The 25,241-nt window shown below is 63.5% G+C and carries 20 protein-coding genes; 16 read left to right on the top strand and 4 right to left on the bottom strand.

What is annotated here, in order from left to right:
- The first annotated feature begins 384 nt into the window (after positions 1–384).
- The 7 genes from ACQ4W7_RS08950 to ACQ4W7_RS08920 all read left to right on the top strand — a co-directional run bounded on the left by ACQ4W7_RS08950 (position 385) and on the right by ACQ4W7_RS08920 (position 11,164).
- On the top strand, positions 385–1,692 hold the full coding sequence (locus tag ACQ4W7_RS08950; RefSeq protein ID WP_426070397.1) for an MFS transporter: 1,308 nt from the start codon (positions 385–387) through the stop codon (positions 1,690–1,692).
- A gap of 10 nt (positions 1,693–1,702) precedes the next feature.
- Positions 1,703–4,255, top strand: coding sequence for a nitrite reductase large subunit NirB (gene nirB, locus ACQ4W7_RS08945; protein WP_436529902.1), 2,553 nt, complete (start codon positions 1,703–1,705; stop codon positions 4,253–4,255).
- A 3-nt stretch (positions 4,256–4,258) separates the two neighbouring features.
- Complete coding sequence (gene nirD / locus ACQ4W7_RS08940) at positions 4,259–4,624, top strand: nitrite reductase small subunit NirD (protein WP_426070395.1); 366 nt, start codon at positions 4,259–4,261, stop codon at positions 4,622–4,624.
- Entirely contained in the window at positions 4,621–5,859 is a 1,239-nt protein-coding gene (locus tag ACQ4W7_RS08935) for an NAD(P)/FAD-dependent oxidoreductase (protein WP_426070394.1), read from the top strand. Before nirD ends, ACQ4W7_RS08935 begins: the two co-directional genes overlap by 4 nt.
- A 22-nt stretch (positions 5,860–5,881) precedes the next feature.
- Complete coding sequence (locus ACQ4W7_RS08930; RefSeq protein ID WP_436529900.1) at positions 5,882–8,551, top strand: molybdopterin-dependent oxidoreductase; 2,670 nt, start codon at positions 5,882–5,884, stop codon at positions 8,549–8,551.
- A gap of 62 nt (positions 8,552–8,613) precedes the next feature.
- Entirely contained in the window at positions 8,614–9,144 is a 531-nt protein-coding gene (gene cysC / locus ACQ4W7_RS08925; RefSeq protein ID WP_426070392.1) for an adenylyl-sulfate kinase, read from the top strand.
- A gap of 19 nt (positions 9,145–9,163) precedes the next feature.
- Entirely contained in the window at positions 9,164–11,164 is a 2,001-nt protein-coding gene (locus ACQ4W7_RS08920) for a diguanylate cyclase domain-containing protein (RefSeq protein WP_436529897.1), read from the top strand.
- Positions 11,165–11,170: 6 nt separating this feature from the next.
- Here ACQ4W7_RS08920 and ACQ4W7_RS08915 read toward each other — a convergent pair whose 3' ends face one another.
- The 3 genes from ACQ4W7_RS08915 to ACQ4W7_RS08905 all read right to left on the bottom strand — a co-directional run bounded on the left by ACQ4W7_RS08915 (position 11,171) and on the right by ACQ4W7_RS08905 (position 13,874).
- Positions 11,171–12,088 (bottom strand): pyridoxal-phosphate dependent enzyme, encoded by a 918-nt coding sequence (locus ACQ4W7_RS08915; protein ID WP_436529895.1) that lies wholly within the window; start codon positions 12,086–12,088, stop codon positions 11,171–11,173.
- A gap of 83 nt (positions 12,089–12,171) precedes the next feature.
- Positions 12,172–12,672, bottom strand: a complete 501-nt coding sequence (locus tag ACQ4W7_RS08910) for a MarR family winged helix-turn-helix transcriptional regulator (protein WP_426070389.1) — start codon at positions 12,670–12,672, stop codon at positions 12,172–12,174.
- 320 nt (positions 12,673–12,992) lie between these two features.
- A complete protein-coding gene (locus tag ACQ4W7_RS08905) occupies positions 12,993–13,874 on the bottom strand; it encodes a LysR family transcriptional regulator (protein WP_436529893.1) in 882 nt (293 codons plus the stop codon).
- 124 nt (positions 13,875–13,998) lie between these two features.
- Here ACQ4W7_RS08905 and ACQ4W7_RS08900 point away from each other — a divergent pair, with 124 nt between their 5' ends.
- Positions 13,999–15,003, top strand: a complete 1,005-nt coding sequence (locus tag ACQ4W7_RS08900) for a zinc-dependent alcohol dehydrogenase family protein (protein WP_436529891.1) — start codon at positions 13,999–14,001, stop codon at positions 15,001–15,003.
- A gap of 61 nt (positions 15,004–15,064) precedes the next feature.
- Here ACQ4W7_RS08900 and ACQ4W7_RS08895 read toward each other — a convergent pair whose 3' ends face one another.
- Entirely contained in the window at positions 15,065–15,826 is a 762-nt protein-coding gene (locus ACQ4W7_RS08895; protein WP_426070386.1) for a DeoR/GlpR family DNA-binding transcription regulator, read from the bottom strand.
- 194 nt (positions 15,827–16,020) lie between these two features.
- On the opposite strand from ACQ4W7_RS08895, the gene glpD reads away from it, so the two are divergent.
- The 8 genes from glpD to glpK all read left to right on the top strand — a co-directional run bounded on the left by glpD (position 16,021) and on the right by glpK (position 25,235).
- A complete protein-coding gene (gene glpD / locus ACQ4W7_RS08890; RefSeq protein WP_436529889.1) occupies positions 16,021–17,592 on the top strand; it encodes a glycerol-3-phosphate dehydrogenase in 1,572 nt (523 codons plus the stop codon).
- A gap of 81 nt (positions 17,593–17,673) precedes the next feature.
- Positions 17,674–18,768 (top strand): ABC transporter ATP-binding protein, encoded by a 1,095-nt coding sequence (locus ACQ4W7_RS08885; RefSeq protein ID WP_436529887.1) that lies wholly within the window; start codon positions 17,674–17,676, stop codon positions 18,766–18,768.
- A gap of 1 nt (position 18,769) precedes the next feature.
- Positions 18,770–19,870 carry an ABC transporter ATP-binding protein gene (locus tag ACQ4W7_RS08880; RefSeq protein WP_426070383.1) on the top strand — a complete coding sequence of 367 codons (1,101 nt, stop codon included), beginning with the start codon at positions 18,770–18,772 and terminating at the stop codon, positions 19,868–19,870.
- A complete protein-coding gene (locus ACQ4W7_RS08875) occupies positions 19,870–20,754 on the top strand; it encodes a carbohydrate ABC transporter permease (protein WP_034754965.1) in 885 nt (294 codons plus the stop codon). The genes ACQ4W7_RS08880 and ACQ4W7_RS08875 overlap by 1 nt, the downstream gene beginning before the upstream one ends.
- A complete protein-coding gene (locus ACQ4W7_RS08870) occupies positions 20,751–21,557 on the top strand; it encodes a carbohydrate ABC transporter permease (protein WP_436529884.1) in 807 nt (268 codons plus the stop codon). Before ACQ4W7_RS08875 ends, ACQ4W7_RS08870 begins: the two co-directional genes overlap by 4 nt.
- 1 nt (position 21,558) lies before the next feature.
- Entirely contained in the window at positions 21,559–21,861 is a 303-nt protein-coding gene (locus ACQ4W7_RS08865) for a DUF2160 domain-containing protein (protein ID WP_426070381.1), read from the top strand.
- Between the two features lie 72 nt (positions 21,862–21,933).
- Positions 21,934–23,661 carry an ABC transporter substrate-binding protein gene (locus ACQ4W7_RS08860; protein WP_436529881.1) on the top strand — a complete coding sequence of 576 codons (1,728 nt, stop codon included), beginning with the start codon at positions 21,934–21,936 and terminating at the stop codon, positions 23,659–23,661.
- An 80-nt stretch (positions 23,662–23,741) separates the two neighbouring features.
- On the top strand, positions 23,742–25,235 hold the full coding sequence (glpK, locus tag ACQ4W7_RS08855; protein WP_436529879.1) for a glycerol kinase GlpK: 1,494 nt from the start codon (positions 23,742–23,744) through the stop codon (positions 25,233–25,235).
- Positions 25,236–25,241: the final 6 nt, after the last annotated feature.

Below are 25,241 nucleotides of genomic sequence, written 5' to 3'. Positions count from 1 at the left end.
TGGCCAAGGTGACCAAGGTAAGCGTAAACGGCGGCTCAGTGTCTTGACCATCGTGGCCTCCCGTGACTGCTTGAGATGGTAGTTAGACAAGAGATGCGACGTGCTGGTTCCCGCATGCACCAGCAAGTGGCGCGCTTGCACCGTGAGGTGCCATGATCTGGCGCAAAGCAGGTGCGAATGGCGCTGTGTGCCCCTCAAGATAGCTGGCACGGCGCTTGCTAAACAGAAGGTACGGATCAACGGCGATCCCCTGAATAAACGCACAACGGTCCAACGACGGACCACATGGACAACGGCGTCCGCCCAGGCTGATCTTGCATCGGCGGGGCGGGCGCCGTTTTTGTTTGCATTTTTGTTATTTTCGGGATACTTCGGGAACCAATCATGGCCAGCCAAAAAGCAACGCGCATCGCGCTCTTCTCCCTCGCCACGCCGCCCATGCGGGCATTCCACCTGACGTGGATGGCATTTTTCGTGTGTTTCTTCGCCTGGTTCGCCTGTGCTCCACTGATGCCTGTCATCAAGGGCGAGTTCGGGCTTTCCCTTGCGCAAGTGGCGAATATCAATATCGCGGCCGTCGCCATCACCATCCTCGTGCGCCTGATCGTGGGGCCATTGTGCGACCGCTACGGCCCGCGCAAGACGTATACGGGCTTGCTGCTGCTGGGCGCCATTCCCGTGCTGGGCGTGGCGGCCTCGCAAAGCTATGAAAGCTTTTTGTTTTTCCGCCTGGGCATCGGCGCCGTCGGCGCCAGCTTTGTCATTACGCAATATCACACCTCCGTGATGTTCGCGCCCCGCGTGGTGGGGACGGCGAATGCGGCTGCCGCCGGCTGGGGCAATGCGGGCGGCGGGGCGGCGCAGGCGCTGATGCCGCTGTTGCTCGGTGCTGTAGTAATGCTGGGCGTGTCCGAATCGCTGGGCTGGCGTGTCGCCTTGCTGGTGCCGGGCGTGCTGATGCTGGTGATGGCCGTGCTGTACTGGCGCTATACGCAGGATTGTCCTGAAGGAAATTATTCGGACTTGCGCGCTGCCGGCACGGCCATCGAAGGTGGCAAAGGTGGTGGCAAAGGCGGCGGCTGGGACAGCTTCAAGGCGGCCAGTTCCAACTATCGCGTGTGGCTGCTGTTCGTCACCTACGGCGCCTGCTTCGGCATCGAGATTTTCATTCACAACATCGCCGCCGTGTACTACGTCGACCATTTCGGCCTGTCTTTGAAATCCGCCGGTCTGGCCGCCGGCAGCTTCGGCTTGCTGGCCCTGTTTGCCCGCGCCCTGGGCGGCTGGATGTCCGACAAACTGGCCCTGCGCGGCAACCTGAACAGCCGTGTGACCCTGCTGTTCATGCTGATGATCGGTGAAGGCGTCGGCTTGCTGTGGTTTGCTAAAGTCGATAGCGTCACGTACGCCGTGATCGCCATGCTGGTCTTCGGCCTGTTCACCCACATGGCTTGCGGCGCCACGTATGCGCTGGTGCCCTTCATCGACAGCAAGGCATTGGGCGGCGTGGCCGGGATCATCGGCGCGGGCGGCAACGTGGGCGCCGTGGCGGCCGGCTTCCTGATGAAGGGCACGGGCGACATCCGCCAGACCCTGATCATCTTGAGCGCGCTTGTGGTGATCTCGGCCCTGTGCGCCATCGCCGCCCGTTTCACAGGTCTGGCGGCCGAACCGAACATGGCCGCGGCCTGAGGAGACAAGCATGAACCTCCCCTTAAACATCGTCGTCCTTGGCCATGGCATGGTCGGTCACAAATTCCTCGAACGCCTGGCGTTGGAAAATGCGCCGCACCTGCATGTCACCGTGCTGTGCGAAGAGCCGCGCCCCGCCTACGACCGCGTGCACCTGTCCGAATTTTTCAGCGGTAAATCGGCGGAAGACCTGTCCTTGGTGGCGCCCGGCTTTTTCGACAAGGGCAACGTCGTCCTGAAACTCAATGCGCGCGCCGTATCCATCGACCGCGCGGCGAAAACCGTCATCGCCAGCACGGGTGAAGTCTTGAGCTACGACAAGCTGGTGTTCGCCACCGGCTCCACGCCGTTCGTGCCGCCGCTGCCGGGCAAGGAGCGTAATGGCTGCTTCGTCTACCGCACCATCGAAGACCTGGAAGCCATGCTGGCCTGGGGCGCCAAGTCCACCACGGGCGTGGTGATCGGCGGGGGACTCTTGGGCCTCGAATGCGCGAAGGCCTTGCGCGATTTGAAGCTGGACACCCACGTGGTGGAATTCGCGCCGCGCCTGATGGCCGTGCAAGTCGATGAAGGCGGCGCGCGTGTCTTGCGCCGCAAGATCGAGGAACTGGGCGTGACCGTGCACACGCAAAAGAATACGCTGGCTATTGTCGATGGTGTAGCGGCCACGCACCGCATGCAGTTCGCCGACGGCAGCCACCTGGAAGCGGACATGATCGTCTTCTCGGCCGGCATCCGCCCGCGTGACGAGCTGGCGCGCGCCTGCGGCCTGGACGTGGGACCACGCGGCGGCATCGCCATCGACGACAGCTGCGTCACGTCCGACCCGGATATTTATGCGATCGGCGAATGCGCGCTGTGGGGCGGCTTGATCTTTGGCCTGGTGGCGCCCGGCTATGAAATGGCGCGCATTTGCGCGCGCCACGTGCTGCAGGAGGAGGGCGAAGCGTCATTCAAGGGCGCCGACATGAGCACCAAGCTCAAACTGATGGGCGTGGACGTGGCCAGCCTGGGCGACCCGCACGGCAATGCGCCCGGTAGCCGTTCCTACCAGTTCATGGACGAACGCAAGCAGATCTACAAGAAGATCGTCGTCTCCGATTGCGGCAAATACCTGCTGGGCGGCGTGATGGTGGGCGACGCCAGCGAGTACGGCACCTTGCTGCAGATGATGCTGAATAAGATCGAGCTGCCGGCATCCCCCGAATTCCTGATCCTGCCACAGGCGGACGGCCAGCAAAAGGCGGGCCTGGGCGTGGACGCCTTGCCCGAGTCGGCGCAAATTTGCTCGTGCAACGATGTCTCAAAAGGCGCGCTGTGCGCGGCTGTCGCCGAGGGCGCCACCACCATCGGCGCATTAAAATCCTGCACGAAAGCCGGCACTGCGTGTGGCGGCTGCGTGCCGCTGGTGACGCAGATCATGAAGGCGGAAATGCAGAAGCAGGGGCTGGCCGTCAACAACCACGTGTGCGAACACTTTGCATACTCGCGCCAGGAATTGCACCATCTGGTGCGCGTGGGCAAAATCCGCAGCTTCGGCGCGCTCTTGGGCGCGCATGGACAAGGCCTCGGTTGCGACGTGTGCAAGCCCGTGGCGGCGAATATCTTGGCCTCGTGCTGGAACGATTTCGTGCTGTCGCCCGTGCACGCCAGCCTGCAGGACAGTAATGATTATTTCCTTGGCAATATCCAGAAGGATGGCACGTATTCCGTCGTGCCGCGCATGCCGGGCGGCGAAGTGACGGCCGATGGCTTGATCGCCGTGGGCATGGTGGCGAAAAAGTACGGTTTATATACCAAGATCACGGGTGGCCAGCGGGTCGACCTGTTCGGCGCGCGCGTCGATCAATTGCCGGCCATATGGGAAGAACTGATCGCGGCCGGCTTCGAGTCGGGCCACGCCTACGGCAAATCCTTGCGCACGGTCAAATCGTGCGTCGGTTCCACCTGGTGCCGCTATGGCGTGGCCGACAGCGTGGGCTTTGCCATTCAGCTGGAAAACCGCTACAAGGGCTTGCGCACGCCGCACAAGATCAAGTTTGGCGTCTCCGGCTGCACGCGTGAATGCGCCGAGGCGCAGGGCAAGGATATCGGCCTGATCGCCACGGAAAAAGGCTGGAATCTGTATGTGTGCGGCAATGGCGGCATGAAGCCGCGCCATGCGGAACTGCTGGCGTCAGACCTCGATGAAGCGACTCTGGTGCGTTATGTCGACCGCTTCCTGATGTTTTACGTGCGCACGGCCGACCGCTTGCAGCGCACCAGCGTGTGGCGCGACAACCTGGAAGGGGGCCTCGACTACCTGAAGGCAGTCGTCGTGGCCGACCGCCTGGGCATCGCCCACGAGCTGGAAGCGGACATGCAGCACGTGGTCGACACCTATGCCTGCGAGTGGAAGGAAGCGGTCTCCAACCCCGCCGTGCGCCAGCGTTTCCGCCACTTCGTCAACAGCGAGAAAAACGATGAAAACGTGGTGTTCGTGGAAGAGCGGGGCCAGATTCGGCCCGCCACGCTTGACGAGCGCCGCAGCACCGTGATCCCCATCCTTGCCGTGGAGGCTTGAGCCATGAATGCCATGAATGAACTGCCCGGCACCATCAATGACGCCAACTGGCTGTCCATCTGCCCGCTAGCCGACATCGTGCCCGACACGGGCGTGTGTGCGCTGCTGGGTGGACGTCACGTGGCCGTGTTTCGCGTCGGCGATGCGGCGCCGCGCGTATACGCCATCGACAATGTCGACCCGAATGCGGGCGCTTCCGTGCTGTCGCGGGGGCTGGTGGGCAGCATCGGCGAGCGCGTCGTCGTCGCCTCGCCCATCTACAAGCAGCACTTTGACCTGGCCAGCGGTGAATGCCTGGAAGCGCCCGAGCACTCGGTGACCACTTGGCCCGCGCGCGTGGCCGACGGTCTCGTATGGGTGGCCATATGAACCTGCCAGCCAAGGCAACTGCGCGCCCCTCGCTCGTGGTGGTCGGCAACGGCATGGCCGGCATGCGCACGGTCGAGGAATTGCTCAAACTCGCCCCCGACCTGTACGACATCACCGTGTTCGGCGCCGAGCCGCACGGCAACTACAACCGCATTTTGCTGTCTCCCGTGCTGGCCGGCGAAAAGACGGTGGACGACATCATGCTGCACACGCGCGACTGGTATGCGCAAAACGGCATCACCCTGCACGCGGGCGACCCCGTGGTGCGTATCGACCGCAAGGCGCGCAAGGTAGTGGCGTTGTCGGGCATCGCGGTGCGCTACGACCGCCTGCTGCTGGCCACCGGTTCCACGCCGTTCATCGTGCCCGTGCCGGGCCACGCGCTGCCCGGCGTGATCGGTTTTCGTGATATCAGCGACGTCGACACCATGCTGCAGGCGGCGCGCACGCACCGCCACGCGGTGGTTATCGGCGGCGGATTGTTGGGCCTGGAAGCGGCCAACGGCTTGCAGCGCCAGGGCATGGACGTCACCGTCGTGCACATGAGCGGCGCCCTGATGAACCAGCAGTTGGACGCACCCGCATCCTGCCTGCTGAAAACGGCGCTGGAAGCGCGCGGCCTGCGTTTCCTGATGCACGCGCAAACCAGCGAAATCACGGGAACGCACAGGGTGGAAGGCGTGCGTTTTCTTGACGGCAGCAGCATTCCCGCCGACCTGGTGGTGATGACGGCCGGCGTGCGGCCGAACATCGCCCTGGCGCAGGCGGCCGGCCTGCACTGCGAACGGGCCATCGTCGTCGATGACTGCCTGCAAAGTTATGACCCGCGCGTGTATGCGGTAGGCGAATGCGTGCAACACCGGCGCGCCACCTTCGGTCTGGTCGCGCCCATCTGGGAACAGGCGCGCGTGTGCGGAGCACACCTGGCAGGCGCCGGGCACCGACGCTATGTGCAGCAGGCCAGCGCCACCAAATTGAAAGTGACGGGCATCGACCTGTACTCGGCCGGCGACATCATCGGCGGCGAAGGCAGCGAAGACCTGGTGCTGCGCGATCCGCGCCGCGGCGTCTACAAGCGCCTGGTGGTGCAGGGCAACCGCCTGGCTGGCGCCGTGCTGTATGGCGACGTGCAGGACGGTCCCTGGTATTTCGACCTGATCCAGCAGCGCCGCGATATCAGCACGCTGCGCTCACACTTGTTGTTTGGCCAGGCCCTGTGCGGCCAGGCCGCCTGATAGAGACCAACAGGATACGCCCATGACCACGTGCACGCCCGTAAAAACCACTTGCCCGTATTGTGGCGTCGGCTGCGGCGTGGAAGCGACACGCCTGCCCGACGGCGCCATCCGCATCGCCGGCGATAGCAGCCACCCGGCCAACCTGGGGCGTCTGTGCGTAAAAGGCTCGGCGCTGGGCGATACCCTGGGGCCAGAGAATCGCCTGCTGCAGCCGCAGGTTCGCGTCGATGGCGTCCTGCAGCACGCTTCCTGGGATGCTGCGCTGGACAAGGTGGCTGGCGGCTTGCGCGCCATCATCGCTGAACACGGCCCCGACGCCGTGGCCCTGTACGTCTCGGGACAGTTGCTGACGGAAGACTATTACATCGCCAATAAATTCATGAAGGGCTATGTGGGCAGCGCGAATATCGATACCAATTCGCGCCTGTGCATGTCGTCGGCCGTGGCGGGCCACAAGCGCGCGTTTGGCGAGGATATCGTGCCGGGCTGCTATGAAGACCTGGAACTGGCCGACATGATCGTATTGGTCGGTTCGAACACGGCCTGGTGTCATCCCATCCTGTTCCAGCGCATCGCGCGCCTCAAGGAAAGCCGGCCCGAAGTCAAACTGGTGGTGATCGACCCGCGCCGCACGGCCACCTGCGAGCTGGCCGATTTGCACCTGCCGGTGAAGCCCGGCACGGACGTGTGGCTGTTCAACGGCTTGCTGTGCTACCTGGCGCAGGAAGGCGTGATCGCCGGCGATTTCGTCACGCAGCACAGTTCCGGGCTGGACGAGGCGCTGGCGGCCGCTCATGTGGACTGCGGCGATCCGCTGCAGGTGGCGCGCATCTGCAAGGTAGATCCGCATGCCTTGTTGGCGTTTTACCAGGCATTTGCCGCCACGCGCAAGGTCGTCACGGCCTTTTCGCAGGGAGTGAACCAGTCGTCTTCCGGCACGGACAAGGTCAATAGCATCATCAACTGCCACCTTGCAACGGGCCGCATCGGCCAGCCCGGCATGGGGCCGTTTTCGCTGACGGGCCAGCCGAACGCCATGGGCGGACGCGAAGTGGGCGGCCTGGCAAACATGCTGGCGGCGCACCTGGAACTGGACAAGCCGCTGCACCGGGACACCGTGCAGACGTTCTGGGATGCGCCCCGCATCGCCAGCAAACCTGGCTTGAAGGCCGTGGAACTGTTCCACGCAATCGAAGCGGGCAAGGTCAAGGCCGTGTGGATCATCGCCACCAATCCGCTGGTCAGCATGCCGGACGCCGAGCAGGTGCGCCGCGCGCTGGGCAAGTGCGAGCTGGTGGTGGTATCGGACATCAGCGCCGAATCGGACACGAATGCCCATGCCGACGTGCTGCTGCCGGCGTTGGGCTGGGGCGAGAAAGATGGCACGGTGACCAATTCCGAGCGCCGCATCTCGCGCCAGCGCGCCTTTTTGCCGGCACCCGGCGCGGCGCGTGCCGACTGGGACGTGCTGTGCGACGTGGCGCGGCGCATGGGTTATGCCGGTTTTGATTTCACGTCGCCGCAGGCCATCTTCGACGAGCACGCGCGCCTGTCCACCTTCCGCAATGTGGGTGAGCTGGCGCGCCTGTTCAATCTGGCGGGCCTGGACAAGCTGGATGCGGCGCAATACGACGCCCTGGCGCCGCAGCAGTGGCCGCAGGGCCGGGCGCGCCTGTTCGGCGACGGCCGCTTCGCGCATGCGGACGGGCGCGCGCGTTTCGTGCCCACTGCGCCACGCGCGCCGCGCAACGCGCCCGACGAAGATTATCCGCTCATCTTGAACACGGGCAGGGTGCGCGACCAGTGGCACACGATGACGCGCACGGGCAAGGCAGCCAAACTGTCGGGCCATGTCGCCGAAGCGTTCATCGACATCCACCCGCAGGATGCGCTGCTGTACAGCGTGCGCGAAGGCGAGCTGGCGCGCGTTTCCAGCGCCTGGGGCGCGATGGTGGCGCGGGTCGTGCATGGCGGCGGCATCGCGCGCGGCCAGGTCTTCGTGCCGATTCACTGGAGCGGCGCGAATGCCTCCGACGCACGCGTGGGCGCCGTCGTCAATCCGGTCGTCGACCCCGTTTCGGGCGAGCCCGAATTCAAGCACACACCCGTGCGTATCGAGCAGTTCCGCGTGCACTGGCATGCGTTTGTCCTGAGTCGCACGCCGCTGGAACTTGACGGCGTGGCGCACTGGACGCGCATCCAGGGCGAGCAGTTCCTGCGCTACGAGCTGGCCGGCCGCCAGCGCATCGAAGACCTGGGCGCCTGGGCGCGCACGCTGCTCGGCGTGGCGGACCCGCATGCCGACTGGCTCGATTATGCGGACGCCAGCGCCGGCGTGTACCGCGCCGTGCACCTTGATGAGGGGCGCATCGCGCAATGCGTGTATGTCTCGCCCCGTCCCGACCTGCCGTCGCGCAGCTGGCTGGCCAGCCTGTTTGCGCATGCGCAAATGGATGCGGCGGACCGCGTTGGCGTGCTGCTGGGCCAGCCGATCGGCAAGGGCGTCGATGCCGGTCCCACCGTGTGCTCGTGCTTTGGCGTGGGTCGCAACACCATCTGCGCCGCCATCGTGGAACAGAAGCTGACGACGACGGCGCAGGTGACGGCCTGCGTCAAGGCGGGCGGCAATTGCGGCTCCTGCGTGCCCGAGATACGACAGTTGCTGTTTGAGGCGCGCAGCGCGACCTGATAATCTGTCCTTTCCTGCGCGGCTTTGTTATATTGCCAGCTCTATAATAGAGAGGCAGTGTAATGACAGCAGGACAACACGACACGGTCTGGCTGACGGGCTTGAGTGGCGCCGGCAAATCCAGCATCGCCGATGCGCTGGCGCGCCAGCTCAAGGCGCAGGGCCGCACCGTGGCGCTGCTCGACGGTGACCAGCTGCGCCATGGCTTGAACCGCGACCTGGGTTTTACGCCGGAAGACCGGCATGAAAACATCCGCCGCGCGGCCGAAGTGGCGCGCCTGATGAACGCCGCGGGCCTGATCGTCATCGCCGCTTTCATTTCGCCCTACCGCGCCGACCGTGCCATGGCCGCCGCCATCATCGGCGCGGCGCATTTCATCGAGGTCCATGTCAGCACGCCGCTGGCCGAATGCGAGGCGCGCGATCCCAAGGGCTTGTATGCGAAGGCGCGGGCGGGGCAACTGGCGCAATTTACGGGCATTTCCGCGCCTTATGAAGCGCCTCTGGCTGCCGCGCTGACCCTGGACACGGGCACGCTGACGCTGGAAGAATCGGTCGAGCGTCTGTGCCGGCACTTGCAGCAGCGGTTGTGATGGCGTCGTGGCGATGCGTATGAGATTGCGCAAACTGCTGCGCCTGCGCCTGCCGGCCAGCCTGAAGGCGCGCATGAGCGTGGTCGTCTTCCTGCTCGTGCTGGCCGCAGTGGCATCGCTGGCGCTGGCCACCCTGAGCGTGGCCGAGCGCGGCATGCGCGACGTGACGGGGCACCAGCAGTACGTATCGCTGGCCAGCGCCGCCGTCTTCATCGATGAAGAACTTGATGCGAAGCGCAATGTGCTGCGCGCGATGGCAGACAGTCTGTCGGCCAGCGGCGCGCGCGATGACGCCAGCCTGCAGCGCTTCCTGGCCGCGCAAACGGTGCTGGGCAAGGAGTTTTATACGGCCGGCGTGGTTGGTGTCGACGGGGCCGTGCTGGCCAGCGTGAGTCCCTTCAAGCCGCAGGCGGGGCTGAACCTGAAAGGTCGTCCCTATTTCGAACAGACGCTGACGACCCGGCGCTCGGTGATTTCCGCGCCGCTCAACGGCAGCATTTCCGGCATGCCCATCGTGGTGGTGACGCAACCGGTGTTCGATGCGCAGGGCGCCGTGCGCTATGTGCTGGCCGCCAGCGTGAATCTGCGCCAGCCCGATTTCCTGGGGCGCCTTGGCGCGCTCAAGCCGGGCGCGGGCGGTTATCTGTACATCATGACCAGCGAAGGCGTCATCGTCGAGCATCCCGACAAGTCGCGCATCATGCAGCATATCGAAGCGCATGGCCCCATCAGCGAACCGACGCGACGCGCCATGCAGGGCTTCGAGGGTTGGCTGACAGGCACCACCACGCAAGGCGTCGATGCCTTGTTCGCCTACCATCGCATCGCCGCCACGGGCTGGATACTGGCCTCGGTCTATCCGATGAATGGAGCGTTCGCGCCACTGCATGCGATGCGCAGCAAGATATTGCTGGCCGCCGTGTTGCTGGTGGTGCTGGCGGGACTGGCCGGCTGGCGCGTGGTGCTGCGCTTGCTGCAGCCACTCGAGCGCATGCGCCGCCAGGTGCGCCAGATCCGCCGCCAGCGCCTGGGCATCGAGGCATTGCAAATCGAGCGGCGCGACGAGATCGGCGACTTGAGCCGCGATTTTTACTCGCTGGTGGCCGAGCGCGAAATCGCCGAGGCGCAGACGCGCGACAGCGAGCGGCGCTTGAAGCTGCTGACCGACCATGTACCCGTGGTAATCGTCTACATCGACCGTGAGCACCGCTACCAGTTCATCAACGCCACGTTTGAAAAATGGTTCGGCCGGTCGCGCAAGGAAAGCATGATGCAGTCGATACGCGACGTGCTGGGCGAGGAAGCCTACCAGCTGCGCGAGGAGTACCTGCAGCGCGCCTTCGCGGGCGAGGAGGTCGAATACGAGTTCACCATCGATGGCGAGAGGGAGTCGGGCCAGCGCGCCTTCCAGACCAGCTACGTGCCCGATGTGGGCGAGAGCGGCACGGTGGAAGGTGTGTATGGCCTGATCCACGAAATCACCAAGACCAAGGCGGAGCACACGGCGCTGCAGTTTGCCGCCGCCACCGACACGCTGACGGGCATCGCCAACCGCCGCCACTTCGACGAACAGATGGCGCAAAGCATGCAGCGTACGCGTGCCGCGCGCGCGCCGATGGCGCTGGCCTATCTCGATATCGACCGCTTCAAGGCCATCAACGACAGCCTGGGCCACCATGCCGGCGACGAAGTGCTGAAGGAATTCGCCGCGCGCCTGGTGCGCAGCGTACGCGCCAGCGACCTGGTGGCGCGCCTGGCCGGCGATGAATTCGTGATCATTCTCGAAGGTGTGAACAGCGCGGCCGAAGTGCGCCAGATCGGCGCAAAGATCATCGACGCCATCCGCCTACCCTTCGACCTGAGCAGCGGCCCGCTGCCGGTGACGACCAGCATCGGCATCGCCATCTTCCGCGAAGGCACGCTGACGCCTGCGCAGTTGCTGGACTTGGCGGACCAGGCCCTGTATGCCGCCAAGAGGCAGGGCCGCGATGGCGTGGCGCTGCTCGAGGCGGCGCCGTAACCGGAGTTACAGGGTGACGCTCCAGTGGTCGAGCTGCTGCATGGTGGCCGTGACGCCGCCGCAGACGATGACCAGCACATTGCGGTAAGGTGCCAGTTGCGGCACCTTGCCGTAAACTGCCGCCAGCGCCGCGCCGCAGGCCGGTTCCACCACCAGGCGCTGGTCGGTAATGAAACGCTGGCAGGCATCGACGGCGGCCCGGTCCGAGACCACCACGCTGTGCAGCAGGCGCGTCTGGCTGATGGCGTAGGCTTGCGCGCACACCTGGCGCGCGGCCAGCGAGGTGGCGATGCTGCTCACGGCGGGCAGGGCCACGTGTTCGCGCGCGGCCACGGCGGCGGACAGCGAGGCCGCGCCTTCGGTTTCCACGGCCAACAGGGCCACGTCGTCCCAGCCGTTGCGCTGCAAGCCTTCGGCCACGCCGGCCAGCAGGCCGCCGCCGCCCACCGACAGCACCACCGCGTCCGGTTTCAGGCCGGCGCCGGCTACTTCATCGATCATGCCGGCATGGCCCTGCCACAGCAGCGGGTCGTCGAATGGATGCAGGAAAGCGTCTTGCGGCGTGAGCATAGCTTGCGCCAGCGCGTTGGCTTCTTGCCAGGCGGCGCCGTGCACGATGACTTCGGCGCCTTCCTGCGCGATCAGGGCCCTGGCCCGCGCGCTGGTCGTTTCCGGCACCACGACGATGACGGGAATGCCCAGGCGGCGTCCCGCATAGGCCACGGCGATGCCGGCATTGCCGCCGGAAGAAGAGATGAAACGGCTGGCGCCGCGCCGCGCGTATTCTTCGCAGGCGAGACCTATGCCGCGGATCTTGAAGGAGCCGGGCGGCTGCAAGGCTTCGAGCTTGAGCCAGATGGCGCGGTCGCTGTGCAGGCTCAGGGCGCGCGAGTTGAGCAGAGGGGTTTCGATGTGCAGGGCCATGCGTGTTCCTGGTAGACGGTCAGGCCAGCATCATAGCCGAAGCGCCCGTGCCACCGTCTCACCCTTGCCGCAAGCTGCCCCTGTTAATTCAAGGGCGCACTTTTGAGCTGATGCGTGCGCGCCACTTCTTTCATCGCCTCGAGCAGGTCGTCGCGCAGCTGGCGTGGCAGTTTGCCGAAGAATTCCTCGTCGTTCTGGTCGGCCATCTCGGCCAGCACGGGCACCAGCGCTTCGCCTTCCGTGGTCAATTCGATCGAGTGCTGGCGGCGGTCGGCCAGCAGGATCGACTTGCTGACCATGCCCTTGCTTTCCAGGCGGTCGATCAGCTTCGACACGGCACCCTTGCTCATGCCGGACACTTGCGCCAACACCGTGGGCGAGGTGCAGCCCAGGCGGAACATTTCGCGCAGCACCACCCATTCGGACACCGTCACGCCGTTGGCCTCGGCTTTTTTCTGGAAGCTGTGGGAAACGTGGTTGGACACGAAACGCAGCCAGTAGCCGAGATGGGCTTCCAGCTCGCTGACGGGAACGCTGTTGGGATGGGCGGCTTGCGTGGCGGCCGTTTCAAAATTATGGCTCATTTTTCTTCCTTCACTGGGCGGCGTTACCGGCATGGTCAAGGCCTTCACGCTTGCTGTCGAGTGGTTTGTTTGGGAACAATTATTGTGCTTGAGGTACTTCTAACACTGTTTTCACAGGAAATCATTTACCGGTAAAGAGTTTTTCCTTTTTTTCTTGCTCTGGATAGATAAAAAGCAATATCAAGCAAATAATTGTATTGCCGGAGAGGAAGATTAAAAAAATAACTCATGTTGCATCAATGGTAACATGATTTTTGCCGAATTGATAAATATTTCAACTGCGATTGATGTCGAATGGCACATGCCTGAAACGGCGCCCATCAGCTGAACCGTTCCACCAGAAAATCGACGAAGCTGCGCAACTTGGGCGAGCGGTAGCGGTCCGGCAGGTAGACCACGCTCAAGGGGCGGCTGGGCAGTGTATGCGTGGGAAACAGCTGGACCAGGCGGCCCGCCAGCACGTCCGTTTCCAGCAGGAAGGTCGGTTGCAGCACGATGCCCATGCCATGCAATGCGGCAACGCGCAGCGCCTGGCCGTGGTTGACTTGCAATCGACCCGAGACGGGCACGCTGCATACGTCGTCCTGGCGGCCCGTCAGGCGCCAGTGCGCCAGTGCAGCGGGCGAGAAGGACAGGCATTCGTGCTGGCTCAGGTCGGCCGGCTGGCGCGGCGTTCCCTTGCGCGCCAGGTAGTCGGGCGAGGCGCAGATCATCAGCCGGTAGGGCGCCAGCGGCCTGGCGATCAGCGATGAATCGGGCAATCGGCCGATACGGATGGCGGCCTCGAAGCCTTCCTCCACCAGATCGATCACGCGGTCGCTCAGGGCCACATCGATGCTCACCTCGGGATAGCGCTCCAGGTACACGGCCATGGCGGGCATCAGCGCTTCCGCGCCGAAGGTGAGGGGCGCCGTGATGCGCAACTTGCCGGCGGGCGCCAGTTGCAGGTTTTGCGCCTGGACATCGGTTTCGGCCACCAGCCTGAGGATTTCCTTGCAGCGCGCATAGTAATCCTCGCCGAAGGCGGTCAGGTGCTGGCGCCGGGTGGTCCGCTGGAGCAGTTGCATGCCCAGGCGTTTTTCCAGCGTCCGCAGGTGGTTGCCGGCCATCGTCGCGGAGATCCCGCAGGCGGCCGCGGCAGCGCTCAGACTGCCTTTCTCAACGGCCAGTACGTACACCTTCATGCTGTCGAGCAAATCCATTGGTAATCCTCAGTGTCAAATCATTGAATCAAGCCATAGTTTATCTATTAATGATTTTAAATGACACTGATGTTTTACCCGCCAGCGTGCGGCCACCCTGACACACATCGCCTGAGAACAGATCATGAAAGCCATACAACTGACCGCTCCTTCCCTCACCGCGTTTCGCCCGACCGAGCTGCCCGAGCCGCAGGCCGGCCGGGGCGAGGTGCTGCTGCGCCTGCGCGCCGCCACGCTGAACTTCCTGGATGTGGCCATTGCGACGGGCAATTTTGCCGGCGCGGCCTTTCCGCTGATTCCCGTCGCCGACGGCGCGGGTGAAGTGGCGGCGCTGGGCGAGGGCGTCAGCGGCCTGGCCGTCGGCGACCGCGTCATTCCGCACTTCATGCCGCGCTGGCAGGGCGGCGCCGTCACGCCGCACAACGTGGGCGCAATGCGCGGCGTCACCTTGCCGGGCTCGCTGGCCGAGTACGTGGCCGTCCCTGCTGCCAGCCTGGTCGCCTTGCCGGCCCACCTTGATTTCGTCCAGGGCGCGGCGTTGCCCATCGCGGCGACGACGGCCTGGAATGCCGTGCGTTCGGCGCCAGTGCGCCCCGGATCGGTGGTGTTGTTGTTGGGAACGGGCGGCGTCAGCCTGTTTGCCTTGCAGTTCGCCAAGGCGTCGGGCGCCACGGTAATCCTGGCGTCGTCCAGCGATGAAAAGCTGGAACGGGCGCGCCAGTTGGGCGCCGATCACTTGATCAACTACCGGGCCACGCCCGCCTGGGATGCGGAAGTGCTGAAGCTGACCGCTGGGCGGGGTGCCGACCTGGTGGTCGAGACGGTGGGCGGCGCCACCATCGTGCGCTCGCTCAACGCGGCGGCGGTGGGTGGCACGGTCTTCACCGTGGGTTTTGTGGGCGGCACGGCCGCCAGCATCGACTTGCTGCCCGTCATTGTCAAGGCCTTGCGCATCGTCGGCAACAACACCGGTTCCGTGGCCGACCTGGCGCAGGCGGCCCAGGCCATCGCCGCACATGGCATCGTGCCCGTCATCGACCGCGTGTTCAGCATCGACGACACAGCCGCGGCGTATGCGGAGCTGGCTGCCGGCGGGCGCCACTTCGGCAAGCTTGCCATCGCGCACTGAGCCGGGGATGCCCTGTCTTGCCCGGTGATGGCGCGCGCCACCAGCCGTGGAACGCTCGGCGTCAGGCGGCCACCACCACCTTCACGCCCGCTTCGCGCAATACTTCGGCAAAGCGTGCCGGCGGCGGCGCGTCCGTAAACAGGATATCGACTTGCGCCAGGTCGGCCAGGCGCACCAGCGCCTTGCGGCCGAATTTATGCTGGTCTGCCACCAGCCACACTTCGCGCGACTGCTCGATGATGGCTTGCGCCACTTTTACTTCGCGCGCATCGAAGTCGCGCAAGCTGCCGTCTTCGTCGATGCTGGAAATGCCGATGATGCCGATGTCGACCTTGAACTGGCGGATGAAGTCGATGGTCGCTTCGCCCACGATGCCGCGGTCGCGCCCGCGCACCACGCCGCCGGCCACGATGACTTCGCAGGCGGCGTTGTCGGCCAGGATGGCGGCCACATTCAGGTTGTTCGTCACCACGTGCAAGCCCGTGTGCTGTCCTAGCGCGCGCGCCACTTCCTCGGTGGTGGTGCCGATATTGATCAGGAGCGAACAGCCATGCGGCACTTGCGCCGCCACGGCGGTGGCGATGCGCCGCTTGGCTTCGCTGTTGAATACTTGGCGCTGGTTGTAATCGATGTTTTCCACGGAGGAGGGCAAGCCCACGCCGCCGTGATAGCGGGCCAGCAGGCGCGCTTCCTCCATCTGTTTGACGTCGCGCCGCACGGTTTGCGGCGTGACGTCAAGTTGCTGGGCCAACTCCTCGACCGACATGGTGACTTTCTGGCGCACCACTTCAAGCAAGCGGCGCTGGCGGGGATTCAAATTCATGGGCGTGTCTCTTTAAAATTCCACAAACGAAAAAAATCGAACAAATGTGGGTAAAAACATGTTGCTATAAGTTCGATTTGTGGCGTAATCTCATTCATATTGCATTCGTATGACATCCGTATTGATCTTAACCACAGTCGCCGGGTGTGCCTAGTCTTTCTTGGTTGCCTGTGCTTGATAACGATGGAGTCCCGATGGCCTCAATACAGCAGGAAATCGACGCAGCGGTGGCGCCTGCGATGGAATGCGACCTGCTGGTGGTGGGCGGCGGCATCAATGGCGCCGGCATCGCGCGCGACGCGGCCGGGCGGGGCTTGTCCGTAGTGCTGTGCGAAAAGGACGATCTGGCAGCTCACACCTCATCGGCTTCCACCAAGCTGATACACGGCGGCCTGCGCTACCTCGAATACTATGAATTCGGCCTCGTGCGCAAGGCGCTGATCGAGCGCGAAGTGCTGCTGCGCTCGGCGCCGCACATTATGTGGCCGCTGCGCTTCGTCATGCCGCATGCGCAGGGACAGCGCCCGGCCTGGCTGATACGTGCCGGCCTGTTCCTCTACGACCTGCTGGCGAAGCGGGAAATCCTGCCAGCCTCGCACGGCATCGACCTTGAGCGCCACGCGGCGGGAAAACCGTTAAAACCCGAATTCAAGCGCGGCTTCGTGTATTCCGATGGCTGGGTCGACGATGCGCGCCTGGTCGTGCTCAATGCCATCGACGCGGCGGACAAGGGCGCGCACGTGCTGACGCAGACGCGCTGCACGGCGCTCGTGCGCCAGGGCGGGCGTGAGGACGCTTGTTGGCTGGCCACCCTGCAGCACGCCAGCGGCAGGCAGACGCTGGTGCGCGCGCGCAGCGTCGTCAATGCGGCGGGACCGTGGACGGCCGAATTCCTGCAACAGGCGGCGCCCGGCGGACAGGGCCGCCATTTGCGCCTGATCAAGGGCAGCCACATCGTCGTCAAGCGCCTGTTCGCGCATGATCATGCCTATATCTTCCAGCATCCGGACGGACGCATTGTATTTGCCATTCCGTATGAGCACGATTTCACCCTGATCGGCACCACCGATCTCGACTACCACGGCGAACGTGGCAAGGTGGAAATCGATGACGAGGAAATGCGTTACTTGTGCGAGCTTTCCAGTTACTATTTCAGCAAGCCCGTCGTGCCTGCCGACGTGGTCTGGGCGTATGCGGGCGTGCGTCCGCTGGTGGAAGACGCGGCGGCTGACGCCAAGGCTGTCACGCGCGATTACCGCTTCGAGCTGGACCAGGAAGGGGCGCCGCTGCTGAGTGTTTTCGGCGGCAAGATCACTACCTTCCGCAAGCTGGCCGAGGAGGCAATGGATATGCTGGCGCCCTTGCTGGGCAATACGCTGCCGGCCTGGACAGCCAACGCCTGCCTGCCAGGCGGCGATCTGTTCGGCAGCACGCCGCAAAACCGGTCCGTGCGCGAGTTCGGCCAGTTCGTGCAAGGCTTGCAGCGCGAATATGCGTGGTTGCCGGCGGCGCTGGTGGCGCGCTATGCGCGCGCTTACGGCACGCGCATCCATGTGCTGCTCGATGGGCGGACGGACGTGGCGGCCATGGGCGAGGAAATCGCCGCCGGCCTGTACGCGGCGGAAGTCGCATATGTGCGGCGCCATGAATGGGCCGTCAGCGCGGCCGACATCCTGTGGCGGCGCTCCAAGCTGGGCTTGCACCTGCCGCGCGAGACGGCGGCCAGGCTCGATACCTGGTTGTTGCAGCATCCGTTGCTGCCGTAAGAAGAACACAGAATACGTTGGCGACCGCGCCCCGCAGAGGGTGGGGCGAAGAATAAGAAACCATCACTGGAGGAGAAGCGCGTGCAACTGGTACTGGACAAGATCAGCAGGAAACAGGGGGCTGACGACTTTTTATATCCGATGTCGCTGGCGTTGGTGCCGGGCGCCATCAACGTCTTGCTGGGCACCACGCGTGCCGGCAAGACGACCTTGATGCGCGTGATGGCGGGTCTGGACAAGCCCAGCGGGGGCACCGTCACGGCCGATGGCGTGGACGTGACGGGCGTGCCCGTCAGCCGTCGCAACCTGGCCATGGTGTACCAGCAATTCATTAATTATCCGGCCTTCACCGTGTACGACAATATCGCCTCGCCCTTGCGCTTGCGCAAGGTGCCGGAGGAGCAGATCCGCACGAAAGTACTGGCGCTGGCCGAGCGCCTGCATATCACGCCGTATCTGCAGCGTACGCCCGGCGAACTCTCGGGCGGCCAGCAGCAGCGCACGGCGCTGGGGCGCGCGCTGATCAAGGATGCCTCTCTGTTGCTGCTCGATGAGCCGCTCGTCAATCTCGACTACAAACTGCGTGAGGAATTGCGCCGCGAATTGACGGAACTGTTTTCCAGCGGTAGCACGACGGTCGTGTACGCTACTACGGAACCGCTGGAAGCGCTGCAACTGGGCGGCCATGTGGCCGTGCTGCACGAGGGACGCTTGCTGCAGCAGGGACCGACGCTCGACGTCTTCAACGCGCCCAACTCCATCGCCGTGGCGCGCACCTTCAGCGATCCGCCGATCAACCTGATCCCCGCGCGCGTGGATGCGCAGGGCGTGGCGCAGGCGGCCGATGGCCTGGCGATTCACTTGAGCGGCGAACAGCGCGCCAGCCTGGGCGACAGCACGGAGGTGATCCTCGGCGTGCGCGCCCACAGCCTGCATCTGTCGCCGCAGTCCGATGGCGACGTGGCCATCGCGGCGCAGGTTGATCTGGCGGAAATCAGCGGCTCGGAAACGTATGTGCATGCGCGCCGCGGCGAGCTGGCCCTGGTGGCACAACTCGGTGGCGTGCACCAGCTGGAGATCGGCAGCGCCTGCACCGTGTATTGCCAGCCGCATGCCTTGCTGATTTTCGCAGACGACGGCGGCCTGTTGTTTGCCCCTTTGCAAGGAGGAGTGTGACATGGCGCGCATCGAACTGCTCGACCTGGCCCACGCCTACAAGCCGAACCCGACGGCACCCGCCGACTATGCGCTGCGGCCCATGAGCATGCAATGGCATGACGGCGGCGCTTATGCCTTGCTGGGGCCGTCCGGCTGCGGCAAGACGACCTTGCTCAATATCATCTCCGGCCTGGTGAAACCGTCGCATGGCAAGGTGCTGTTCGACGGCAAGGATGTGACGCAACTGCCCACCGAAGCGAGGAATATCGCGCAAGTGTTCCAGTTTCCCGTCATCTACGACACCATGACCGTGCACGACAACCTGGCCTTTCCGCTGCGCAATCGCGGCTGGAAAGAGATCGAAGTGAAAAAACGCGTGCAGCAGGTGGCGCAGATGCTGGAGTTGACGGACGACCTGAAATTGCGCGCCAGCGGCTTGTCCGTGGACGCCAAGCAAAAGATTTCGCTGGGTCGGGGCCTCGTGCGCCCCGACGTGGCGGCCGTGCTGTTCGATGAACCGTTGACGGTGATCGACCCGCACTTGAAATGGCTGTTGCGCCGGAAACTCAAGGAAATCCACCACGAACTCAAATTGTCCCTGATCTACGTCACGCATGACCAGGTGGAAGCGTTGACCTTTGCCGACCAGGTGGTCGTCATGACGCAGGGCGAAGTGGTGCAGACGGGCAGCGCGCAAGCGCTGTTCGAGGAGCCGGAACACACGTTTGTCGGCTATTTCATCGGCAATCCGGGCATGAACTTGCTCGATTGCACCCTGGACGATGGCGGAGCGAGGGTGGCGGGACAGGCACTGGCCGTTTCCGCTGCCGCCCGCGCGGCCCTGGCTGGCGCGCGGGGCAAGATCACGCTGGGCGTGCGGCCTGAATTCGTCGAATGCCTGACGGTGGGCAAGGGAGGCGAAGGTGGCGACCATTGCCTGGACGCCACGGTGACGGCCGTGCGCAATATGGGCACGCATTACCTGGCGCAATTCCAGCTGGGCGGCGCGACGGTGGCGGCCAAGCTGCGCGCCATCGATGCGGTAGCGGGAGAGACTGTGCGGCTGCGCTTTCCGCCGCAACGTACCTTGTTCTATGTCAACGATAAGCGGGTGGCCTGATGATACATAACGGTAAAACCGATAACAACCGCCGCGCCTGGCTATTGATCCTGCCCGTGCTGCTGTGCGTGGCTTTTTCCGCCATCCTGCCCCTGATGACAGTGGTGAACTATTCCGTGCAGGATATTCTGAGCCCCACGCAAAAGGTGTTTGTGGGCACCGAATGGTTCCGCATGGTCATGCTCGACGGCGACTTGCACAGCGCCTTGCTGCGCCAGCTGCTATTTTCCGGCTCCGTGCTGGCGATCCAGATTCCGCTGGGCATTTTGATCGCCCTGTGCATGCCTGCCGATGGCTGGAAAGCCTCGCTGGCGCTGGTACTGATCGCGCTGCCACTGCTGATACCCTGGAACGTGGTGGGCACGATCTGGCAAATCTTTGGCCGCGGCGACATCGGCCTGATGGGCTATACCCTGAATCAGTTGGGTTTTGATTACAACTACAACGGCAATTCGCTCGACGCCTGGCTGACGGTGATGGTGATGGATATCTGGCACTGGACGCCCCTGGTGGTGCTGCTGTGCTATGCGGGCTTGCGCGCCATTCCCGACGCGTATTACCAGGCGGCGCGCATCGACGGCGCCTCGCGCCTGGCCGTGTTCCGCTACATCCAGTTGCCGAAACTGCGCAATGTGCTGATGATCGCCGTCTTGCTGCGCTTCATGGACAGTTTCATGATCTATACGGAACCGTTCGTGCTGACGGGCGGCGGACCGGGCAATGCGACCACCTTTTTGTCGCAATACCTGACGCAAAAGGCCGTGGGCCAGTTCGACCTGGGGCCGGCTTCCGCGTTTTCCCTGATTTACTTCCTGATCATCCTGCTGTTCTGCTTTGTGCTGTACACGTGGATGCAGCGCGTCGGCACGGGAGATCAGAAATGATACACAAGAAAATGAGCAGTGCCATCCTGGTCGTCTTTTTGCTGGCCTCCCTGTTGCCCATCTACTGGATGCTCAACATGTCGCTCAAGACCAACGAGGAAATCGTCGGCGTGCTGAGCCTGTGGCCCGAGCACCTGACGTTCGCCAACTACAAAACCATCTTTACGGACCCATCGTGGTACAGCGGTTACATCAATTCCATGATTTACGTGGCCTTGAATATGGTGATGTCGGTGACGGTGGCCTTGCCGGCCGCGTATGCCTTTTCGCGCTACAACTTCGTGGGCGACAAGCATCTGTTCTTCTGGCTGCTGACCAACCGCATGACGCCGCCCGCCGTCTTCCTCGTACCCTTCTTCCAGCTGTATTCAACGGTGGGCTTGATGGATACGCATCTGGCCGTGGCGCTGGCGCACATGGTCTTCAACGTGCCGCTGGCCGTGTGGATACTGGAAGGTTTCATGTCCGGCGTACCCAAGGAAATCGACGAGACGGCGTATATCGACGGCTACAGCTTCCCGCGCTTTTTCATCCGCATCTTCTTGCCGATGATCAAGTCGGGCGTGGGCGTGACGGCTTTCTTCTGCTTCATGTTCAGTTGGGTGGAACTGTTGTTGGCGCGCACCTTGACATCCGTCAATGCCAAGCCGATTGCCGCCACCATGACGCGTACGGTCTCGGCGGCCGGCATGGACTGGGGCGTGCTGGCGGCCGCAGGGGTGCTGACCATCGTGCCCGGCGCGCTGGTGATCTGGTTCGTACGGCATTACATAGCCAAGGGTTTTGCGATGGGGAGGGTGTGACATGGAAAATACCGATAGCACAGCCAGCCTGTTCGGCTGGATGGCCTGGACGCCTGAAGTGGCCATCTTTTTCATTTGCATCGGCTTGATGTTGGCAGGCATGACGGTGTGGCAAATCCGTTCACCCAGCATAGAACGCAAGGGCTTCTTGCCCATGCCGACGACGCGCGGCGACCGCCTGTTCATCGGCTTGCTCACGGCCGCGTATGTCAATCTGGCCTGGGCGGGGTTGACGGAAATGCAGCAGGCGATTGGTGCTGCCATCAGTTTTGTGTTGTTGGTAATTGTGATGCGTTGGGGATAGCCGGCTTGCCGGTGTTGATGGGTGCCGTACCGCCAGCAGGCGGCCGGTAAAAACTATAAAAGGAGATTCACGATGAAATTGAAGTTCACGGTCTTTGCGGCTGCGGCCATGCTCGTGTCGAATGCGGCCCTGGCCGACGCCAAACAGGCGCAAACCTGGATCGACAAGGAATTCCAACCATCCAGCCTGAGCAAGCAGCAACAGCTTGCTGAAATGAAATGGTTCATCGATGCGGCGGCCAAGCTGAAAGCCAAGGGCATCAAGGAAATTTCCGTGGTCTCGGAAACCATTGACACCCACGTCTACGAATCGAAGACCCTGGCCAAGGCTTTCGAGGAAATCACGGGCATCAAGGTGCGCCACGACATCATCCAGGAAGGCGACGTGGTGGAAAAGCTGCAGACGTCGATGCAGTCCGGCAAGAGCATCTATGACGGCTGGATTTCCGATTCCGACCTGATCGGCACGCACTACCGCTACGGCGCCGTCGAACCGTTGTCCGACTACATGGCAGCCAAGGGCAAGGAATTCACGAATCCCGGCCTGGACTTGAAAGATTTCATCGGCATCAGCTTTACCACGGCGCCGGACGGCAAGGTGTACCAGTTGCCCGACCAGCAATTTGCCAACCTGTACTGGTTCCGCGCCGACTGGTTCGCGCGCAAGGATTTGCAAGCCAAGTTCAGGGCCAAGTATGGCTATGAGCTGGGCGTGCCGCAAAACTGGTCCGCTTATGAAGACATCGCCGATTTCTTCACGAATGACGTGAAGGAACTGGACGGCAAGAAAGTCTATGGTCACATGGATTATGGCAAGAAAGATCCGTCGCTGGGCTGGCGCTTCACCGATGCCTGGCTGTCGATGGCTGGCGCTGCCGACAAGGGCATTCCCAACGGCATGCCGGTCGACGAGTGGGGCATCAAGGTAGCGGCCGACAAATGCACGCCCGTGGGCGCATCCGTGTCGCGCGGCGGCGCCACCAATTCGCCGGCGGCCGTCTTTGCGCTGACGAAATATATCGATTGGATGAAGAAATACGCGCCGCCGCAAGCGAACGGCATGAATTTCTCGGAATCGGGTCCCGTGCCGGCGCAGGGCGAAATCGCCCAGCAGATCTTTTGGTACACGGCATTTACGGCCGGCATGACGAAACCGGGCTTGCCGGTGGTTAATAAAGACGGCACGCCGAAATGGCGCATGGCGCCGTCGCCGCATGGCCCGTACTGGAAAGAGGGCATGCAGAATGGCTATCAGGACGTGGGCTCGTGGTTCCTGTTCAAGTCCACGCCGGACGACCGCAAGGCCGCCGCCTGGCTGTATGCGCAGTTCGTCACCTCGAAAACCGTGTCGCTGAAGAAATCCATCGTCGGCCTGACCTTCATCCGCGATTCCGACATCCGCCACGATTACTTCACGAAACACGCGAACGAATACGGCGGCTTGATCGAGTTCTACCGCAGCCCCGCCCGCGTGGCGTGGACGCCGACGGGCAACAACGTGCCCGACTATCCGAAGCTGGCGCAACTGTGGTGGAAAAACGTGGCCACGGCCATCACGGCGGAAAAAACGCCGCAGGCCGCCATGGATAACCTGGCCGAGGAAATGGACCAGGTCATGGCCCGCTTGCAGCGGGCGGGCATGAAGGCGTGCGCGCCCAAGCTCAATGCCAAGGGCGACCCGAACCAGTATCTGTCGGACCAGCACGCCCCATGGAAAAAGCTGGCAAATGAAAAGCCGAAGGGTGAAACGATTGCCTACGACAAGCTGCTGCAAGCTTGGAAAGAAGGCAAGGTAAGGTAGTCGTGTAAACTTCTGCCGCCGCTTTCCCGGGGCACGGGCGTTTGCCCGTGCCTCTTCACTGTATAGACGTAGTAGTGACCATGACCAAATACATACTTGCTTTAGACCAGGGCACCACCAGTTCGCGCGCCATCCTGTTCGACCATGCGGGCCGGCCGCACGCCAGCGCGCAGCGCGAATTCCGCCAGATTTTCCCCCAGCCGGGCTGGGTCGAGCACGACGCGGGTGAAATATGGGCTTCGCAAGAGGGCGTGCTGCAGCAGGTGCTGCGCGACAGCGGCGTGGCCGCTTCCGACGTGGCTGCCATCGGCGTGACCAACCAGCGTGAAACGACGGTGCTGTGGGACCGCGCCACGGGCGAGCCTGTCGCCAACGCCATCGTCTGGCAAGACCGGAGAAATGCAGCTTACTGCGCGCAACTGGTCGAACAGGGGAAGGCGGACTTGATTCAGCGCAAGACGGGTCTCGTGCTGGATGCCTATTTTTCCGCCACCAAATTGAAATGGCTGCTCGACAACGTGCCCGGCGCCCGCGCGCGTGCCGAGCGGGGCGAGCTGGCCTTCGGCACCGTCGACAGTTGGCTGATCTACAAGATGAGCGGCGCCCACTTGACGGATACGAGCAATGCGGCGCGCACCATGCTGTTCAATATTCACACTTTGCAATGGGACACTGACCTGCTGGCGCTGCTCGACATTCCCGCCTCCCTGCTGCCCGACGTCGTGCCATCGAGCGGCGTGGCCGCCCACACGCATGCGGCACTGCTGGGCGTCTCCGTGCCGATTGCCGGCATTGCGGGCGATCAGCAGGCGGCTACCTTCGGCCAGGCCTGTTTGAAACCGGGCATGGCGAAAAATACCTATGGCACGGGCTGCTTCATGCTGATGAACGTCGGCAAGCGCCCCTTGCCCTCGAAAAATCGCTTGTTGACGACGGTGGGCTGGAGCCTGGGCCCGGGATCGGATAAAACTGACTATTTGCTCGAAGGCAGCGCCTTTATCGCGGGCGCGGCCGTGCAATGGATGCGTGACGGCATCGGCATCATCCGCGACTCGTCTGAAGTGGAAGCGCTGGCCACCAGCGTGCCCGATTCGGGCGGCCTGGTCTTCGTGCCCGCATTCGCGGGCCTCGGTGCGCCGTACTGGGATCCGTACGCGCGCGGCACCCTGATCGGCATCACGCGTGGCACGGGCAAGGCGCACATCGCGCGCGCGGCGCTCGAAGGCGTGGCCTACCAGAACGTGGACGTCTTGTCCGCCATGCAGGATGACGCGGGCATTGCGCTATCCGAATTGCGCGTCGATGGCGGCGCGGCGCGCAACGACATGCTGATGCAATTCCAGGCCGACATTCTGAACGTGCCCGTGGTGCGCCCCGTGGTGACGGAAACGACAGTCCTGGGCGCCGCCTACTTGGCGGGCCTGGCCGTGGGTTTCTGGGAATCGCAAGAGGAAATCGCCGCTCAATGGCAGGTAGGGCGGCGTTTCGAGCCGAAGATGGCCGCCGACGAGCGTCTGACGCGGCTGCATAAATGGCAGCGGGCAGTGGAGCGCTCGCGCGACTGGAGCGAATAAGCGGAG

Source organism: Janthinobacterium algoris, assembly GCF_051380935.1.
In the GTDB taxonomy this organism is placed as follows: Bacteria; Pseudomonadota; Gammaproteobacteria; order Burkholderiales; family Burkholderiaceae_D; genus Janthinobacterium.
The sequence above is the reverse complement of the archived record's forward strand: the minus strand, read 5'-3'. Positions and strand labels throughout refer to the sequence as shown.